Here is a 16,914-nt window from a genome sequence, read left to right on the forward strand (position 1 = left end):
AAGCGCCGCCCTCCGGTGATGGCCGACGTGGCCAGGGAGGCCGGCGTGTCGCACCAGACGGTCTCCCGGGTGCTCAACGACCATCCCAACGTCCGGCCCGACACCAGGGCCCGGGTGGAGGAGGCGATCACCAGGCTCGGCTACCGCCGCAACCTGGCCGCCCGCGCCCTGGTCACCAAGCGGTCGCGGATGCTCGGCGTGGTCAGCTTCGACACCACGCTCTACGGACCGGCCAGCACGATCTACGGCATCGAGCAGGCGGCCAGGACGGCCGGCTACTTCGTGAGCATCGTGAGCCTGAAGACGCTCGACGTCGACAGCGTCCGCGACGCCATCGACTACCTGTCCGAGCAGGGCGTGGACGGGGTCGTGGTGGTGGCGCCGCGGCGCTCGGCGGGCCCGGCGCTGGAGAGCCTGCCGTCGGGCACCCCGGCGGTGGCGGTCGAGGGCACCCTGCGTGGCGACGTCTCGGTGGTCTGCATCGACCAGGCCGAGGGCGCCAGGCTCGCCACCCGGCACCTGCTGGAGCTGGGCCACCGGACCGTCCACCACGTCACCGGCCCGCCCGACTGGCTGGAGACCGAGGGGCGGCTGGAGGGCTGGCGGGCCGCGCTGGAGGAGGCGGGCCGGCCGGTGCCCGAGCCGCTGCCCGGCGACTGGAGCCCGCACGCCGGCTACGCGGCCGGCCGGAGCCTGGCCGCGATGGACGGCGTCACCGCCGTCTTCGCGGCCAACGACCAGATGGCGCTGGGCGTGCTGCGCGCGCTCTCCGAGGAAGGAGTGAAGGTACCCGACCAGATCAGCGTCGTGGGCTTCGACGACATCCCCGAGTCGGCGTTCTTCTCGCCCCCGCTCACCACGGTCAGGCAGGACTTCGACCAGGTGGGCAGGCACTGCATCGAGGTGCTGCTCCGGCAGCTCGACGCGGGGGCGGGCACGTGTGAGCGCCTCGTCGTGCCGCCCGGTTTCGTCGTCAGGTCCAGCACGGCTGCCGCCGCGCGGGTGCCGTGATATATGCCGTGTTATATCGCAAGGCCCCGTACGAATCCCCTGGAGATCAGTGTGAACGCTAACAAGTTCGTGGTCGGAGTGGACTTCGGCACGCTGTCCGGGCGTGCCGTCGTCGTCCGCGTGTCCGACGGCGCTGAGCTCGGCAGCGCCGTCCACGAGTACGCGCACGGCGTCATCGAGCGGGAGCTGCCCGGCTCCGGCGTGCGGCTCGGCCCCGACTGGGCGCTGCAGTCGCCGCAGGACTGGATCGACGTGCTCCGCGTGGCCGTGCCCGGCGCCCTCGCCGCGGCGGGCGTCCAGGCCGACGACGTGATCGGCATCGGCACCGACTTCACCGCTTGCACCGTGCTGCCCGCCACCGCCGACGGCACCCCCCTCTGCTTCCACACCCCCGAACGGCCGCACGCCTGGCCCAAGCTGTGGAAGCACCACGCCGCCCAGGCGCACGCCGACCGGATCAACGAGCTGGCGGCCCGGCGCGGGGAGAGCTGGCTGCCCCGGTACGGCGGCAAGATCTCCTCCGAGTGGGAGTTCGCCAAGGCGCTGCAGGTCCTGGAGGAGGACCCGGAGACGTACGCCGCGGCCGACCGGTGGATCGAGGCCGCCGACTGGATCATCTGGCAGCTCACCGGGGTGGAGAGCCGCAACATCTGCACCGCCGGATACAAGGGGATTTTTCAGGATGACGGCTACCCGTCCGAGGAGTTCCTGGCCGAGCTGAACCCCGGCTTCTCCGGCTTCGCCGCCAAGCTCGCCACCGGACAGATCGGCGAGAAGACCGGCGGCGTCACGCTCGCCCCGCTCGGCGGCCTCGCCGGCCCCCTGTCCGCCGAGGCGGCCGCCTGGACCGGCCTGCCCGAGGGCATCGCCGTCGCCGTGGGCAACGTCGACGCGCATGTCACCGCGGCCGCCGCCGACGCCGTCAGGCCCGGCCAGATGGTCGCCATCATGGGCACCTCCACCTGCCACATCATGCCCAGCGACCGGCTCGCCGAGGTGCCCGGCATGTGCGGCGTCGTACGCGACGGCATCGTGCCCGGCCTGTGGGGGTACGAGGCCGGCCAGTCGGCCGTGGGCGACATCTTCGCCTGGTTCGCCGACGCCCACGTCCCCGCCGGGTACGCGGAGGCGGCGGCGGCCCAGGGCATGAACGCGCACGAGTACCTGACCTCGCTGGCCGAGAAGCAGGCCGTCGGACAGCACGGCCTGGTCGCGCTCGACTGGTTCGGCGGCAACCGCTCCGTGCTCGTCGACCACAACCTGTCCGGCGTCATCGTCGGCCAGACCCTCGCCACCCGGCCCGAGGACGTCTACCGGGCGCTCATCGAGTCCACCGCGTTCGGCGCCCGCATGATCGTGGAGACCTTCGAGCAGGCCGGAGTCCCGGTCGAGGAGTTCGTCGTGGCCGGCGGCCTGCTGAAGAACCGCTTCCTCATGCAGGTCTACGCCGACGTGCTGCGCCGCCCGCTGTCGGCCATCGGCTCCGACCAGGGCCCGGCGCTCGGCTCGGCCATCCACGCCGCCGTCGCGGCCGGGGTCTACGCCGACATCGAGAAGGCCGCCGCCGCCATGGGCAAGCGCACCGAGGCCGCGTACGTGCCCGACCCGACCAGGGCCGACGCCTACGACCGGCTGTACGCCGAATACCGCAACCTGCACGACCACTTCGGAGACGGACGCATGCTGCACACCCTGCGCGCCATCAGGAACGAGGCCGCCTCATGAGGACCACGGTCGCCTCCCTGCACGCGGAACTGGTCCGCTACGGCCTCGTCGCCTGGACCGCCGGGAACGTCTCCGGCCGCGTCCCCGGCGAGGACCTGTTCGTCATCAAGCCCTCCGGCGTCTCCTACGACGAGCTGACCCCGGAGAGCATGGTCGTCTGCGACCTCGACGGCAACCTCGTCGAGGGCGACCACGCGCCGTCCAGCGACACCGCCGCGCACGCGTACGTCTACCGCCACATGCCGCATGTCGGCGGCGTCGTGCACACCCACTCCACCTACGCCTCGGCGTGGGCGGCCAGGGGCGAGCCGATCCCGTGCGTGCTGACCGCGATGGCCGACGAGTTCGGCGGCGACATCCCGGTGGGACCGTTCGCGCTGATCGGCGACGACTCCATCGGCCAGGGCATCGTGGCCACGCTCGACGGCCACCGCTCGCCCGCCGTGCTCATGCGGAACCACGGCGTCTTCACCATCGGCAAGGACCCCAAGGCGGCGGTGAAGGCGGCGGTGATGTGCGAGGACGTCGCCCGCACCGTCCACGTCGCCAGGCAGCTCGGCGAGCCTCTGCCGATCAAGCCGGAGCACATCGACCGCCTGTACGACCGCTACCAGAACGTCTACGGACAGAGGAGTCCACGTTGAACATCTGGTTTCTGACCGGCAGCCAGGGGCTGTACGGGGAAGACACGCTGCGGCAGGTGGCCGAGCAGTCGCGGCGCATCGCCGAGGCGCTGCCGGTGCCCGTGCAGTGGAAGCCGGTCCTGACCGACGCGGCCGCCATCCGGCGCGTGATGCTGGAGGCGAACGCCGACGACACCTGCGCCGGCGTGATCGCGTGGATGCACACGTTCTCCCCGGCGAAGATGTGGATCGCCGGCCTGGACGCGCTCCGCAAGCCGCTGCTCCACCTGCACACGCAGGCCAACGTGGAGCTGCCGTGGGCGAGCATCGACATGGACTTCATGAACCTCAACCAGGCCGCGCACGGCGACCGCGAGTTCGGGTACGCCCAGACCCGGCTCGGGGTGGCCCGCAAGACCGTGGCCGGGCACGTCAGCGACCCGGCCGTGGCCGAGCGCGTCCTGTCCTGGGTGCGCGCCGCCTCCGGCCTGGCCGAGCTGCGCACGCTCAAGCTGGCCAGGTTCGGCGACAACATGCGCGACGTGGCCGTCACCGAGGGCGACAAGGTCGAGGCCCAGCTCCGCTTCGGCGTCTCGGTCAACACCTACGGGGTGAACGACCTGGTCGAGGCCGTCGACGCGGCCGCCGACGCCGACGTCGACAAGCTGATCAAGGAGTACGAGGAGCTCTACCGGGTGGCGCCCGAGCTGCTCGGCGAACGGCGCGAGTCGCTGCGCTACGCGGCCAGGATCGAGCTGGGCCTGCGCCACTTCCTGGAGAGCGGCGGCTTCAAGGCGTTCACCACCAACTTCGAGGACCTCGGCGGGCTGCGCCAGCTGCCCGGCCTGGCGGTGCAGCGGCTCATGGCCGACGGCTACGGCTTCGGCGGCGAGGGCGACTGGAAGACGTCCGTGCTGCTGCGCACCCTCAAGGCGATGGCGCCCGGCGGCACCTCGTTCATGGAGGACTACACCTACCACCTGACGCCGGGCGAGGAGCTCATCCTCGGCGCCCACATGCTGGAGGTCTGCCCGACGATCGCCTCCGGCACCCCGTCGTGCGAGATCCACCCGCTGGGCATCGGCGGCCGGGAGGACCCGGTCCGGCTCGTGTTCGACGCCACGCCCGGGCCGGGCGTCGTGGTGGGCCTGGCGGACATGGGGGACCGGTTCCGGCTGGTGGCCAACGAGATCGACCTGGTCGCGCCGCCGCAGCCGCTGCCCGCGCTGCCGGTCGCCCGCGCGGTCTGGCAGCCCCGCCCGAACCTGCGCACCTCGGCCGAGGCCTGGCTCACCGCCGGCGCCCCGCACCACACGGTGCTGTCCACGGCCGTCGGGGTCGAGGAGCTGACGGACCTGTCCGAGATGCTCGGCGTCGAGCTCCTCGTCATCGACGCCGACACCACCCCGCGCCAGTTCGCCAAGGAGATCCGCTGGAACCAGGCGTACTACCGCCTGGCCCAGGGGTTCTGACGTCTTTCCTCCGGCCACCGCTTCCCGGGGCGGTGGCCGCGTCAGGCTGATCCCGTCCGCTCCGGGGCCGCCCGTGCTTCGGGGGCCGGGCGGCCGGGGAACAGGGGGGCCGCCGCCAGGATCACGACGACCATCGCCAGGGCGAACCAGAAGACGCCGCGCAGCCCGCGTTGCGGATCGCCCGCGGTCTGCACGATGAGCGTGACCACCGCGATGCCCAGCGCCGCGCCGAGCTGGTTCAGCATGTACAGCACGGCGCTGCCCTGCGGGATCAGCGGCGCGGGCAGCAGCCGGTAGAGCGAGCCCATCGTCGGAGCGCCGACGAAGCCCAGCCCGAGCCCCATGGCGCAGCCCGCGAGCACCGGCCATACCCACCCGGTCTCGGGACCGACCCGGGTGAAGGCCAGCCCGCTGAGCGCCGCCACCGCCGCGCCGCCCAGCGCCAGGCCGCGCGCGCCGAGCCGGTCCGACAGCCGTCCGGCCAGCGGCATCGCCACCGCGGCGCCCGCGCCGACCGGCGCCACCAGCAGCCCGGCGGCCAGCGCGCCCACCCCGTGCACCTGCCGGAAGAACAGCGGCAGCGCGAACAGGGTGGCGAACGTGGCCAGCCCGACCAGCCCCATGACCACCACGGCGGCGCTGAAGGAGCGCCGGGCGAACAGCCGCGGGTCGATCAGCGGCTGTCCACGGCGCGCGTGCAGGCCGTACCCCGCCAGCAGGGCCGTGCCGGCCGCGAGCGGGACGAGCACCTGCCACACCCCGAACGCGGCCTGCTCGGCGGCCTGCGACAGCGCCAGCACGAGCGCCGCGAACCCGGGCGCGAGCAGCACCACGCCGGTCACGTCCAGCCGGGTACGCCACCCCGCCGGCGGGGCGTCGGCCGGGATCACCCTTAGCGCCAGCAGGTAGGCCACCATCCCGACCGGCACGTTCAGCAGGAACATCCACTGCCAGGAGAACGCCTGCAGCAGCGCGCCGCCCGCCAGCGGCCCGAGCACCGGACCCAGCGACAGCACCACGCCCATCAGCCCCATCACCTGCCCAGCCCGCCGCGGCCCCGCCGCGCGGGCGAGCAGCACGAGCACCAGCGGGTCGAGCACTCCCGCGCCCAGCCCCTGGACAGCACGGAAGGCGATGAGAGCGCCGGTGTCCCAGGCCAGCCCCGCGCCGAGCGACCCGGCGAGGAACACCAGCAGCCCGAAGAGCCACAGCCGCCGCGCGCCGAACCGCTCGACGGCCCACGAGGTGACCGGGATGGCGGCGGTCACGGCCAGCAGGAACCCGGTCGACACCCAGCCGACCGCGCTGAGCGACGTGCCGAACGCGGCGGCCAGGGTGTCGATCCCGACGGCGACCATCGTGCTGTTGAGGATGCCGAGCATCCCGCCCAGCAGGACGACCGCGACCAATCGCGACAAATTTGAACTCACTGGTTCAATCTAACAGCCTAGTCAGTAACACTGAACCCATGAGTTCAGTACGCACCTAGAATGACGTCATGCCCACCACCCGTGGCCGCATCGACAAGCGGCAGGCCATCCTCGACGCCGCGATCACCGTCTTCGCCCGTCGCGGTTACGACCAGGCCTGCGTCCAGGAGATCGCCGACGAGGCCGGGGTCGCCAAGCCCACCGTCTACAACCACCTCACCGACAAGGCCACCCTGTTCCGCGAGGCGATGACGGCCGCCGCCGGCACTGCCATCGCCCGCCACCTGGCCACCCTCGACCGCCTCACCGACCCCGGCGACGACCTCCGCCCGGTCCTCCGGGAAGTGGCGCTCGACCTGCTCCGCTGCCACTGCGACGACCGCTCCCGCGCCGTCCGCCGCCTCCTCCACGCCGAGCTGGCACGCTTCCCCGACCTGCTCTCCCTCGTACGAGGCCCCTCCGGCCACCGCGTCACCGAAGCCCTCGCCGACCGCCTCGCCCGCCTGACCCTCGCGGGCCGCCTGCGCCCGGCCGACCCCTCGACGGCGGCCGAGCAGCTCCTCGCCCTCCTCACCGGCCCCGCCGACCTGCACTGGCCCCTGGAAACCCCCTCGGACGACGACCTCGCCCGCATCGCGGACGCGGCCGTCGACACCTTCCTCCGCGCCTTCGCCCCACAGTGATCAGCCATCCGCGGGCATGAGAAAACCCGGCCCGCAAGGAGCCGGGTGGCACACACCCTCAGCCCGCGACGAGATCGCCTTCTGCCGCCGGGCCGGTGGCGTCCGAGCCGATCAGTTCTCCGTCTTGCCGAGGACGGCCAGGATCTGCCTGAGATGAGACTCCATGCTGTCGAGGCGGGTGTCCATGCGGTCGAGGCGGGTGTCGACGCCGTCGAGGCGGGAATCCAGGTCGGAGAAGCGGTGCTCGAACTTCTCGGTCAGCCGCTGCTCCACCCCCTGCAGATCCTTGCGCGTGGGGAGCGTGGCGTGGCCGGCCATGATCTCGCCGAAGACCGGCTCGGTGTAGTCAAGGATCTCCTTACGGATCGTGCTCGGGAGTTGCTTGACGGCGGTCTTGAGTTCGGCGACGTCGGTCCCGGTGGCGAACACGCGCAATTCCAATCTCTTGACGCGGTCGGCGAGGTGCATACGGTGCTGGGGGGATGACATACGGTAATCATAAGGGTCGGCCACGCCGCTGAGCAGCGCAATCACCGTCCACACTCAAAGGGCAAGCCCTCGAACCATAGCCTGCGGGAGATCCGCCTGCGATGCGCCCGTCGCGGGGTCGGTCGAAGGCGCCGGAGAAGCAGGTGTATGTGAGCGCCGGGCACGGGGCGATGCGGCTGTGGGCGTGGGTTGTGAGCGCTAACGTGGGGCCGGTCCTTTGTCATGTCATTGAGTCAGGAGGAGCGCATGTCCCCCCGAACCCTCCAAACGAGAGCCGCCTTAGCTGGTTGTGCCTTGATGTCTCTCACTCTGTCCGCCTGTGGTGCCCCGGCCGTTTCGTCTTCTGACATCTGCGGTGAGGCGCGTCCGCTGCTCACGCTGGTGGCCAACAGCGGGCCGGAAGGCTACGCGGCGCGGATGGATGAGTGGCACAAGGTCCTCGACATGGCGAAGAACGCGGAAAACCCAGCGCTTGGCGAGTTCGCGCGGCTCGCCGACGAGCGGTCGCGCAACGACTCGAACTATTACTCGCCCCTGAACCAGATCATGCGCGTCTCCTGCGGGGGTGTGGAGCCCGACATGGACAAGGCCTGACGCTCGCCCGCTGGGCTGCTGCGAGAAGTCAGGACTCGCGGGCAGCCGGGCCGGTCCAGCGGCGGTAGGCGTCCGGGTCGACGTTGCCGCCGCACACGATGGTGACCACGTGCCGGCCGGCGAAGCGGTCACGGTCTTCGAGGATCGCCGCGATGCCGAGCGCGGCCGACGGTTCGACGACGAGGCCGGCATGGTCGAGGAGCAGCCGCATGCCGGCGATGATCGACGTCTCCTGGACGAGGACGGCGTCGTCGGCGACCTGGAGGAGGTCGTCCAGGACGGCCGCGATCGGCAGCCGGCCGGCGACGCCGTCGGCGATGGTGTCGGTCGTCTCGGTGGTGACGACGCGCCGCTGCCGCCAGGAGAGGGTCATCGCCGGCGCGCCCGCGGGCTGGACGCAGATCACCTCGACGCCGGGGGCCAGGGCCTTCACCACGTGGCCCACGCCGGTGGCCAGCGCCCCGCCGCCGAGGGCGATCAGCACGGCGTCGAACGACGGCACGGCGCCGGCCAGCTCCAGGCCGATGGTCGCCGCGCCCTCGCAGGTCTCGATGTCCAGGCTGTCCTCGACCAGCCGGATCCCCTCGTACCGCGCGATGCCGGCCGCCCGCTCACGAGCCAGGTCGAAGTCACCGTCCACCAGCTCCAGCCTGGCGTCCAGCGCGCGGATCCGATCAAGCTTGGCGGCGGGCGCGAAGCGGGACGCCACGACGGTGACGTCCAACCCCCGGCCGCGACCGGACCAGGCGAGGGCCTGGCCGAGGTTGCCCGCGCTGGCGCACACCACGGCTCGCGAGCCGCCGGCGGCGAGGGCGCTCGTCACGAGTTCGGTGCCGCGGGCCTTGAAGCTCCGGACCGGGTTCGCCGTTTCGAGCTTGACGCTCACCGCGCACCCGAGGCCGGGCTCCAGCGCCTCGCAGCGGTAGAGCGGAGTGTCGAGGAAGATCGGGTCGATCATCTCGCGGGCCGCCCGGATCCGGGCGGTGTCGAGGCGCGTCTCAGGCATGGCACAGCAGCGTAGCGCCGCCGGAGAGGATCACTTCCCGGCGATCCCGGCCTGGATGCCGTCGAGAAGCCAGGTCAGGCCGAGGGCGAAGCCGGTGTCCCAGTCGGCTTCCGCGACGTGCGGGCCGTGGGCGGCGAGGGCCGGGTAGCTGTCCCGATGGGCGCGCAGGTGCTCCTGAGCCGCCTGCCGCGCCTCCTGCCCCGCGCCGGTGGGCCAGGTGGCCTGCATCAGCCCGGAGCCGATGACGTAGTTGGACAGCCCGTACGCGGCCGCCGTGAGGTGGGGTTCGACGGCACCGGCCCTCAGGAGGGTCGCGTACAGGAACTCACTGCGGGCCAGCACGTTGGGCCCCAGCATCGGACGGCTCAGCAGCGCCGCCGACCAGGGATGCCGCAGCAGGACCGCGCGCCATCCGTCGATCAGCGCGGTGATGTCGGCGCGCCACCCCCGGCTTTCCGCCGGGATCCGGACCTCGGCGAAGATCATGTCGAGGGCGAGGTCGAGGACGTCGTCCTTGGTCTTCACGTGCCAGTAGAGCGTGGTCGAGCCGGTGCCGAGCCGTTCGGCCAGCCGGCGCATGGTCAGCCGGTCGGCGCCTTCGGCGTCCAGGAGCGTCACGGCCTCCTCGACGATCCGATCCCGGCTGAGCGGCGGGGCGTCGCGTCCCTTCCGCGCGGACGGGCGCAGCCACACGTCCCCCGCGCTCCCTGATCGGCGGGCTCCCGAATCTGCCTTGCTGATGTCCACGTACGTGAGTCTAGTATGGCGATCGGGCACCGGATCATTGATCCAGTGACCGGAACAGTGATCCGGCGAAGGAGGGATCGTGGCAGGACACGTCGAGGTGGACGGGCTGACCTACGTGCTGCCGGACGGGCGGCTGCTCCTGCACGAGGTGTCCTTCCGCGTCGGGGACGGCGTCAAGGCCGCCCTGGTGGGACCGAACGGTGCGGGCAAGACCACCCTGCTGAAGCTGATCGCCGGGGATCTGCGACCGGCCGACGGCCGGGTGGTCTCCTCAGGAGGGCTGGGGGTGATGCGGCAGTTCATCGGCGACATCCGCGACGGCCGCAGCGTGCACGACCTGCTGCTGTCGGTGGCGCCGGAGCGGGTCCGGGACGCCGCCGAGGCCCTGGCGCGGGCGGAGGAGGCGATCGCCGCCCGCGACGACGAGGCGTCGCAGCTGGCCTACGCGCAGGCCGTCGCCGACTACGCCGACGTCGGCGGCTACGACATGGAGGTCGTCTGGGACGTCTGCACCACCGAGGCCATGGGCCTGCCCTGCGACGCGGTCAGGGACCGCCCGGTGACCACCCTGTCGGGAGGCGAGCAGAAACGCCTCGCCCTGGAGGCCCTGCTCCGCGGCCCTGACGAGGTCCTGCTGCTGGACGAGCCGGACAACTATCTGGACGTGCCCGCCAAGGAGTGGCTCGAAGGCCGGTTGCGGGCCACGGACAAGACCGTGTTGCTCGTCTCCCACGACCGCCGGCTTCTGGCCGAGGCGGCCGACCGGATCGTGACCGTGGAGGACCGCGGCGTCTGGGTCCACGGCGGGGGGTTCGCCGCCTACGCCGACGCGCGTGAGCAGCGCATCAGCCGGCTGGAAGAGCGGCGCCGCCGCTGGGACGAGGAGCACGCCAAGCTCAGGCGGATGGTGCACACCCTGCGGCAGACCGCGGCCAACAACGACGCGCTGGCCTCGGCCTACCGCGCCGCGCGCACCCGGCTGAGCCGCTTCGAGGAGGCCGGTCCGCCCCAGCGCCCGCCCAGGGCGCAGAACGTGCGGATCCGCCTGCGCGGCGGCCGCACCGGCAAGCGCGCCGTCATGTGCGAGAACCTGGAGCTCGTCGGCCTGATGCGGCCGTTCGACACCGAGATCTGGTACGGCGAGCGGGTCGGGATCCTCGGCTCCAACGGCTCGGGCAAGTCCACGTTCCTGGAGCTGCTGGAGCAGGCCGCCGACGGCGCGGCGCCCGCGGTGCGGCACAGCGGCTCCGCGCGGCTGGGGGCGCGGGTGGTCCCGGGGCGGTTCGTGCAGACCCACGCCCGGCCGGACCTGCACGGCCGCACCCCGGTCGAGCTGGTCACGACCGGTCACGCGTGCACGCTGAACGAGGCGATGGCCGCTCTGGCGCGCTACGAGCTCGCGCCCGCCGCCGGCCAGTTGTTCGAGACCCTCTCGGGCGGCCAGCAGGCCCGGCTGCAGATCCTGCTGCTGGAGTTGTCCGGCGCCACCCTGCTGTTGCTGGACGAGCCCACCGACAACCTCGACCTGGCCAGCGCGGAAGCCCTGCAGCAGGGTCTGGAATCCTTCTCCGGCACCGTGCTGGCCGTCACCCACGACCGCTGGTTCGCCGCCGATCTCGACCGTTTCCTGATCTTCGGCGCTGACGGGACCGTGCACGAGAGCGCCGAGCCGGTCTGGCACGAGCGGCAGGCCCGAAAATGACTACCTGTGTGAGGTGGAGCTATGGGGATTCGAACCCCAGACCTCTTCCATGCCATGGAAGCGCGCTACCAACTGCGCCATAGCCCCTCGCATCGCTGCGTGCCCCAGTGTATCGGACCCTAAGACCTCTCTCGTACCGCTTTATTCACCGGCCAGGCCGCCGAGGATCACCTCGGCGTGCGTCCACAGCAGCGCCCCGCCCACCCCCGCGACGAGGTGCCGCCGCGCCCCGGGGATGCGCCCGGCCAGCGTCGCCCCCTGGTCGGGCGAGTGCCCGTGGTCCAGCTCGCCGTACCAGAGCTCGGCCGGTACGGTGACGCGCCCGAGGTCGAACGGCCACCGTCCCATGGCCAGCAGCGTGTCGCGGGCGTAGCCGCCGGGCCCCTGCTGGAACGCCTCCGCCATGGCCCTGCGGTAGGCCCGTTCGAAGGCCGGGTCCTCGTACACGGCCCGGTCCTCGGGAGGGCTGCCGGGCACGATCATGTCCCACAGCGCGTCGGGGGTGAACCGGGAGAAGAACTCCTCGGCGGCCACGGGGTCGCCGGTCACCGAGTCGACGAGGCCGCGCAGCTCGGGCGGCAGCCCGTCGCGGAACTCGGGCGCGGCCACCTCGTCGGAGCCGGACACGATCGTGACCCGGGAGGCGACGCCGGCCGCGGCGCAGGCCAGCGCGAACGGCGCGCCCTGGGAGAACCCGACGACCGGGATGCCGTCGAGCCCGGAGGCGCGCACGTCGCGGGGCCAGTCCGCGAGGGTGCGGCCCGGGCTGGGATCGGAGGCGCCGAGCCCGGGACGGTCGAGCGAGACGAGCCGGATGCCGAGCCGGTCGACCGTCCCCGCGCCGAAGCCGAGTGTCCGGCTGGTGCCCGCCCCGGGGCAGAAGAGCACGGGCCGGCCGTCGTGCGGCCCCCACTCGGCCCAGCCGAGCCTGCGGCCGTCGGGGAGGGTCGTCTGCCCGAGCCTGGCGGGCGGTTCGACTTTCACGCTCACCCTCTCAAGATGCCCAGACGGCCACAATCCTCGCAATCGGTTATCGCACCTCGCCCGCCTTGCCGATGAGCCCGGCCAGCTCGGTGACCATCGGGTCCTCGGAGGACCGCGCCAGGCGGGCGGCGTGCTCGCCGAGCGCGGGCAGGTCCATGCCGAACGCCTCGCCGTCGCGCATCTGGAGGGCGAAGGCCGCGGCGACCACGTCCACCTGGAGCCGCAGCGGCGCGCCGGACCACAGTTCGCCGGCGAGGGCGCCCACATCGACGGAGTCGGCGGCCTCGGCGGGCCGGCGGGTGTCGGGGTCCTGCCAGCGCACGGTGGCGGTGGCGAGATGGCCTTCGGCGCCGGGCCTGAGCTTGAGCGCGTACAGGGCGGTGACGGAGTGGCCGGGCCCGACCTCGCCGCCGTCGGCGCTGTCGTCGCGGAACTCCTCCGCCTTCAGCGCCCGGTTCTCGTACCCGACGAGGTGGTGCTCCTCGACCACGTCAGGGTTGAACTCGACCTGGGCCTTGGCGTCGCGGGCGCGCAGTTCGAGGGTGGCGGGCAGCCGGGAGACGAACGCCCTCTCGGCCTCCTCGGGGCTCGACACGTAGATGGCGGCGCCGTCGCCGTTGTCGGCCAGCTGCTCCATCAGCTCGTCGCCGTACTCGCGGCCGACGCCGACGGTGAGCAGCGTGATCTCCTCGGCGGCGCTCTCCCCGACCCGGTCGAGGATGGCCTGCCAGGCGGTGCTGCCCTGGTTGGCGAGGCCGTCGGAGAGCAGGATGACCCGGTTCGTGGCGGCGGGCCGGAAGGCGCGCGAGGCTTCCTCGTACCCGAGGACGAGCCCGGACTCGAGGTTGGTGCCGCCCTGCACGGTGAGCCGGTCGACGGCGGCGTGCAGGTCGGCCCGGGCGGCGAGCGGCGTCATGGCGGCGAGCAGCTGGGCCGTGTCGCTGAAGGCCACGACGGCGACCTGGTCGCCGGGGGTGAGCTGGTCGAGCAGCGTGCGCAGGGCCTGCTGGACGAGGTCGAGCCGGCCGGGCTCGGCCATGGAGCCGGAGACGTCGATGACGAAGGTGAGGTTGGCCGGCCTGCGGGCCTGGGTGGTGGAGCCGCGTGTCTGCAGGCCGACCCGGAGCACGGCCCGGTCGCGGCCGGGGAGCCGGGCGCCGTCGGTGTGCACGGTGAAGCCGTTGTCGGGCGGTTCGGCGTAGTCCTGGCGGAAGGAGTTGACGAACTCCTCGGGCCGGATCTGGCCGGGTTCCGGCCGGCGCCCCTCCCGCAGGGTGCGGCGCGCGTAGGAGTACGAGGCGGTGTCGACGTCCAGCGCGAACGTGGAGATCCTGGCGCTGGTGGTCTCCGACAGCTCCGGGCGCATGGGCGCCGGGTTCTCCTGGGCGGCGGGCGCGTCCCCGGCCGAGCCGCCGCACGCGGTGAGCGTCAGCAGCGCCGCGAGTCCGATCGCCGTCAGCGAACGTTTCTTCATGTGCGTCACCTCCAAGCCCTATGACGGGTCTGGGGAGCGGCCGGCCGGGCCGGTGACGCAAGCGAGCGCAAACCGCGACTCTTACGTGATCGATTGTCACGAAGTAGTCGTTTCCTGTAGGCATGGGTGCCGTGCGTATCTATGTGGGTCTGGCCGCCAAGGGCCGTGAGGTTCCGGCCAGGGTCCTGGAGAAGATCCGTTCCGTCGCCGAGACGGCCTTCCCGGTCCCGCCGGAGGTGATCCGCGGCAGCGAATGGCACGGCCGCGGCGTGTCCCTGTTCGGGTGGACGAACGAGCCGGACGACTCGCGGCGGCCGCCGCTGCTGACGGAGTCGGGCGGGCGGGTGCTCGGGCTGAACGGTCATCTGGCCGACCCGGACGATGCCGGCCGGCTGATCGGCGATCCGCTGGGCGAGGGGATCGGCGGCTGCTTCTCCGCCTGGGTGGCGGGCGACGGCGTGCTGTCCGCGGCGACCGCGATCAACCGGGTCTGCCCGGTGTTCTACGCCGAGACGCCCGAGCTGCACGTCGTCGGCAGCCGGGCCCTGCTCGTGCACCTGGCGGCCCAGCAGGGCGACCGGGTGGAGCACGACGTGCTCGCCCTGCAGACGATGGTCCGCCAGGGGTTCTTCCTGTCGGACGAGACCCCGTACCGGGGGGTGACGGCGCTGCGCCCGAGCACGCGGCTGGACGTGCGGGACGGGCGGCGCGTCATCACCGAGACGCCGCTGCCGGTGGCGGCGCCCGCGCCGACGTCGGAGCGGGGCAAGCGGAAGGCGATCGGCGAGCTGGCCGAGGCGCTGCTGGCCACCGTCGCCCCGCTGCGCGGGCTGGGCGAGCCGGTGAACCTGGCGCTGACCGGCGGGCGCGACACCCGCATCCTCGGGGCGCTGCTGTACGCCGCGAAGGTGCCGTTCCGGGTGACCACGAACGGGCTCGACGCGCACCCGGACGTGATCCTGGCCCGGCAGATCGCCGGCCGGCTCGGCGTCGAGCACACGGTGATCGCGCCGCCGCAGACGGCCGGGCAGGACGCGGTGCTGGTGGAGCACCCGCTGGACCGGGTCTGGGAGACGCTGCGCACCTGCGAGGGCATGACGTCCGCGTACGAGTCGATCGTCGGTTACCTGCCCTACTCCGGCAAGCCGACCATGTCCGGGCAGAGCGGCGAGACGCTCCGGGCGGGCAGCCTGAACCTGCTGCAGAGCGACCTGAGCGACAAGGCGCTGCTGCGCCGCATCACCACCACGTTCGGCAAGGACGACAAGCTGTTCACCGACGAGGCGAACGAGCACGCCCGCGAGCTGGCCCGGCCGTGGCTGGCCAGGAAGGACCGGCTGGAGGCGCTGGACCACATCTACGTCTGGTACAAGGTGGGCCGCTGGCAGGCCAGCGCCCGCGCGGGGTCGCTGCGCCGCGGCGACCCGGTCCGGCCGTTCCTGGACAACCGCGTGGTACGGGCCGCGCTGGGGCTGGATCAGGCCTGGCGGCTGTCCGAAGAGGTGATCTACGCGCTGATCCTGCGGTTCGCGCCCCAGCTGCGTGACGTGCCGATCGAGGGCAAGCCGTGGCGGTTCGCCGCGGCGCTGGAGAGCCGGCCGTCGCACTGGTGGCGGCGGGCGCCGAGGCCCCCGGCGCACATGCCGACGCTCCGCACGGGCGGCGGCTGGAGCTGGCGGACCAGCCCCGGCCCGGTGCTGACGGACGTGCTGCGGCAGCAGGTGCTGGGCAGTCTGGACGCGCTGGCGCCGATCGTGCGGCCGGACGAGGTGCGCGCCCTGTTCGCCGACCCGGTGGTCAAGAAGCCGGCCCTGGCCTGGCACCTGTACACGGTGAGCGCGCTGCTGACCGGCGTCTACCCGGGCAAGCGGCCGGAGGGGCTGGAGCGGATCCCGGTGTCGAAGCCGTCCTGATCACCAGTGCAGCAGGAGCAGTTCGGCGGAGAAGCCCGGCCCGAGCGCCAGCAGCACGGCCGGCTGGTCCTTGCGCCCGCGCGTCTCCTGCAGCACGTGCAGCACCGACACCGACGACAGGTTGCCGTGCTCGCGCAGCGACCGCCAGGTGACCTCCAGCGCCTCCGGTGACAGCTCCAGCGCCCCGGCCAGCCTTTCGATCACCTTGGGGCCGCCGGGGTGGCAGATCCAGGTGCCGACCTGGCCGGGGGTGAGGCCGTTGTCGGCGAGGAAGGCCACGACGTCCCCGGCCAGCACCTGGTCCACGAACTCGGGCAGCCCGGCGTCGAGCACGATGCGGAAGCCGTGCTCGCCGACCTCCCAGCCCATCAGGTGCTCGGTGCCGGGGTACAGCTTGCTCCGGGTGGCCACCACCTCGCGTCCGTCGCCGTGCCCGGCGGCCACGACGGCCGCGGCGCCGTCGCCGAACAGGCCGCTGGCTATCAGGTTCGCGACCGAGGTGTCGTCACGCTGCACGGTGAGCGAGCACAGCTCCACGCAGACGAGCAGCGCCACCTGGTCCGGCCAGCCGCGCAGGTAGTCGTGCAGCCGCGACAGCCCGGCCGCCCCGGCGGCGCAGCCCAGCCCGAACACCGGCACCCGCTTGACGTCCTCGCGCAGCCCCGCGCGCTGGGCGAGCCGGGCGTCGAGCGACGGCGCGGCGAGCCCGGTGGTGGAGCAGAACACCAGGAGGTCGACCTTCCCCGGCGGCAGCCCGGCCTTGTCCAGCGCGCCGGCGATCGCCCGCTCACCCAGGTCGAGCGCGATCTCCACGTAGGCGTCGTTGGCCCGGCCGAACGATTCGAGCTTGGCGTAGTCGTCCAGCGGCAGCGCCAGGTTGCGGCCGGTCACGCCGGTGGCGGTGTGGAAGCGCTTGAGCAGCCCCTCGTCGGCCGCCGTGAGCCGGGCGAACGCCTCGGTGATCTCCTCCTGCTCGTACCGGTGGTCCGGCAGGACGGTCCGTACCCCCCAGATGTGCATGCCTGGTTTCTGCCGCTGAGAGCCGCTGGCTAACATTTCGC

At 72.6% G+C, this 16,914-nt stretch carries 15 protein-coding genes and 1 tRNA gene; 8 read left to right on the forward strand and 8 right to left on the reverse strand.

Going from position 1 to position 16,914, the window contains the following annotated elements; genetic code table 11:
• Positions 1 to 18: 18 nt before the first annotated feature.
• The 4 genes from ACZ6YG_RS00640 to araA are packed head-to-tail and all read left to right on the forward strand — an operon-like array spanning position 19 to position 4,831.
• Complete coding sequence (locus tag ACZ6YG_RS00640; RefSeq protein WP_148034375.1) at positions 19 to 1,011, forward strand: LacI family DNA-binding transcriptional regulator; 993 nt, start codon at positions 19 to 21, stop codon at positions 1,009 to 1,011.
• A 51-nt stretch (positions 1,012 to 1,062) separates the two neighbouring features.
• A complete protein-coding gene (araB, locus tag ACZ6YG_RS00645) occupies positions 1,063 to 2,736 on the forward strand; it encodes a ribulokinase (protein WP_466016810.1) in 1,674 nt (557 codons plus the stop codon).
• Positions 2,733 to 3,380 (forward strand): L-ribulose-5-phosphate 4-epimerase, encoded by a 648-nt coding sequence (locus ACZ6YG_RS00650; protein WP_148030078.1) that lies wholly within the window; start codon positions 2,733 to 2,735, stop codon positions 3,378 to 3,380. The genes araB and ACZ6YG_RS00650 overlap by 4 nt, the downstream gene beginning before the upstream one ends.
• On the forward strand, positions 3,377 to 4,831 hold the full coding sequence (araA, locus tag ACZ6YG_RS00655) for an L-arabinose isomerase (RefSeq protein ID WP_148030079.1): 1,455 nt from the start codon (positions 3,377 to 3,379) through the stop codon (positions 4,829 to 4,831). The genes ACZ6YG_RS00650 and araA overlap by 4 nt, the downstream gene beginning before the upstream one ends.
• A 41-nt stretch (positions 4,832 to 4,872) precedes the next feature.
• Here araA and ACZ6YG_RS00660 read toward each other — a convergent pair whose 3' ends face one another.
• Complete coding sequence (locus ACZ6YG_RS00660; RefSeq protein ID WP_466016811.1) at positions 4,873 to 6,249, reverse strand: DHA2 family efflux MFS transporter permease subunit; 1,377 nt, start codon at positions 6,247 to 6,249, stop codon at positions 4,873 to 4,875.
• Positions 6,250 to 6,329: 80 nt separating this feature from the next.
• On the opposite strand from ACZ6YG_RS00660, the gene ACZ6YG_RS00665 reads away from it, so the two are divergent.
• On the forward strand, positions 6,330 to 6,944 hold the full coding sequence (locus ACZ6YG_RS00665; protein WP_466016812.1) for a TetR/AcrR family transcriptional regulator: 615 nt from the start codon (positions 6,330 to 6,332) through the stop codon (positions 6,942 to 6,944).
• 111 nt (positions 6,945 to 7,055) lie between these two features.
• On the opposite strand, the gene ACZ6YG_RS00670 is transcribed toward ACZ6YG_RS00665, so the two are convergent.
• Entirely contained in the window at positions 7,056 to 7,433 is a 378-nt protein-coding gene (locus tag ACZ6YG_RS00670) for a hypothetical protein (RefSeq protein WP_466016813.1), read from the reverse strand.
• A 297-nt stretch (positions 7,434 to 7,730) separates the two neighbouring features.
• On the opposite strand from ACZ6YG_RS00670, the gene ACZ6YG_RS00675 reads away from it, so the two are divergent.
• Positions 7,731 to 8,027, forward strand: coding sequence for a hypothetical protein (locus tag ACZ6YG_RS00675; protein WP_466016814.1), 297 nt, complete (start codon positions 7,731 to 7,733; stop codon positions 8,025 to 8,027).
• A gap of 28 nt (positions 8,028 to 8,055) precedes the next feature.
• Here the strand turns inward: ACZ6YG_RS00675 and ACZ6YG_RS00680 are convergent, their stop codons facing one another.
• Both ACZ6YG_RS00680 and ACZ6YG_RS00685 read right to left on the reverse strand, forming a co-directional pair.
• Positions 8,056 to 9,033, reverse strand: coding sequence for a threonine ammonia-lyase (locus tag ACZ6YG_RS00680; protein WP_466016815.1), 978 nt, complete (start codon positions 9,031 to 9,033; stop codon positions 8,056 to 8,058).
• 30 nt (positions 9,034 to 9,063) lie between these two features.
• Positions 9,064 to 9,780 (reverse strand): TetR/AcrR family transcriptional regulator, encoded by a 717-nt coding sequence (locus ACZ6YG_RS00685; protein ID WP_466016816.1) that lies wholly within the window; start codon positions 9,778 to 9,780, stop codon positions 9,064 to 9,066.
• A gap of 79 nt (positions 9,781 to 9,859) precedes the next feature.
• On the opposite strand from ACZ6YG_RS00685, the gene ACZ6YG_RS00690 reads away from it, so the two are divergent.
• Entirely contained in the window at positions 9,860 to 11,482 is a 1,623-nt protein-coding gene (locus ACZ6YG_RS00690) for an ABC-F family ATP-binding cassette domain-containing protein (RefSeq protein WP_466016817.1), read from the forward strand.
• A gap of 14 nt (positions 11,483 to 11,496) precedes the next feature.
• Here ACZ6YG_RS00690 and ACZ6YG_RS00695 read toward each other — a convergent pair.
• The 3 genes from ACZ6YG_RS00695 to ACZ6YG_RS00705 all read right to left on the reverse strand — a co-directional run bounded on the left by ACZ6YG_RS00695 (position 11,497) and on the right by ACZ6YG_RS00705 (position 13,940).
• A tRNA-Ala gene (locus ACZ6YG_RS00695) sits at positions 11,497 to 11,569 on the reverse strand.
• A gap of 54 nt (positions 11,570 to 11,623) precedes the next feature.
• Complete coding sequence (locus tag ACZ6YG_RS00700; RefSeq protein ID WP_219547848.1) at positions 11,624 to 12,472, reverse strand: alpha/beta fold hydrolase; 849 nt, start codon at positions 12,470 to 12,472, stop codon at positions 11,624 to 11,626.
• 40 nt (positions 12,473 to 12,512) lie between these two features.
• Complete coding sequence (locus ACZ6YG_RS00705) at positions 12,513 to 13,940, reverse strand: vWA domain-containing protein (RefSeq protein WP_466016818.1); 1,428 nt, start codon at positions 13,938 to 13,940, stop codon at positions 12,513 to 12,515.
• A gap of 122 nt (positions 13,941 to 14,062) precedes the next feature.
• Here ACZ6YG_RS00705 and ACZ6YG_RS00710 point away from each other — a divergent pair, with 122 nt between their 5' ends.
• Positions 14,063 to 15,853, forward strand: a complete 1,791-nt coding sequence (locus ACZ6YG_RS00710; RefSeq protein ID WP_148030085.1) for an asparagine synthetase B family protein — start codon at positions 14,063 to 14,065, stop codon at positions 15,851 to 15,853.
• On the opposite strand, the gene ACZ6YG_RS00715 is transcribed toward ACZ6YG_RS00710, so the two are convergent.
• On the reverse strand, positions 15,854 to 16,909 hold the full coding sequence (locus tag ACZ6YG_RS00715; protein ID WP_148030086.1) for a type III polyketide synthase: 1,056 nt from the start codon (positions 16,907 to 16,909) through the stop codon (positions 15,854 to 15,856).
• Positions 16,910 to 16,914: the final 5 nt, after the last annotated feature.

Source organism: Nonomuraea sp. NPDC054003, assembly GCF_055585125.1.

Coding starts and splice junctions, on each gene's coding strand:
- ACZ6YG_RS00680 (WP_466016815.1), bottom strand. CDS start 9,033: ATGCCTGAGACGCGCCTCGACACCGCCCGGATCCGGGCGGCCCGCGAG.
- ACZ6YG_RS00710 (WP_148030085.1), top strand. CDS start 14,063: ATGGGTGCCGTGCGTATCTATGTGGGTCTGGCCGCCAAGGGCCGTGAG.
- ACZ6YG_RS00665 (WP_466016812.1), top strand. CDS start 6,330: ATGCCCACCACCCGTGGCCGCATCGACAAGCGGCAGGCCATCCTCGAC.
- ACZ6YG_RS00675 (WP_466016814.1), top strand. CDS start 7,731: ATGTCTCTCACTCTGTCCGCCTGTGGTGCCCCGGCCGTTTCGTCTTCT.
- ACZ6YG_RS00670 (WP_466016813.1), bottom strand. CDS start 7,433: ATGTCATCCCCCCAGCACCGTATGCACCTCGCCGACCGCGTCAAGAGA.
- ACZ6YG_RS00705 (WP_466016818.1), bottom strand. CDS start 13,940: ATGAAGAAACGTTCGCTGACGGCGATCGGACTCGCGGCGCTGCTGACG.
- ACZ6YG_RS00715 (WP_148030086.1), bottom strand. CDS start 16,909: ATGTTAGCCAGCGGCTCTCAGCGGCAGAAACCAGGCATGCACATCTGG.
- ACZ6YG_RS00650 (WP_148030078.1), top strand. CDS start 2,733: ATGAGGACCACGGTCGCCTCCCTGCACGCGGAACTGGTCCGCTACGGC.
- ACZ6YG_RS00640 (WP_148034375.1), top strand. CDS start 19: ATGGCCGACGTGGCCAGGGAGGCCGGCGTGTCGCACCAGACGGTCTCC.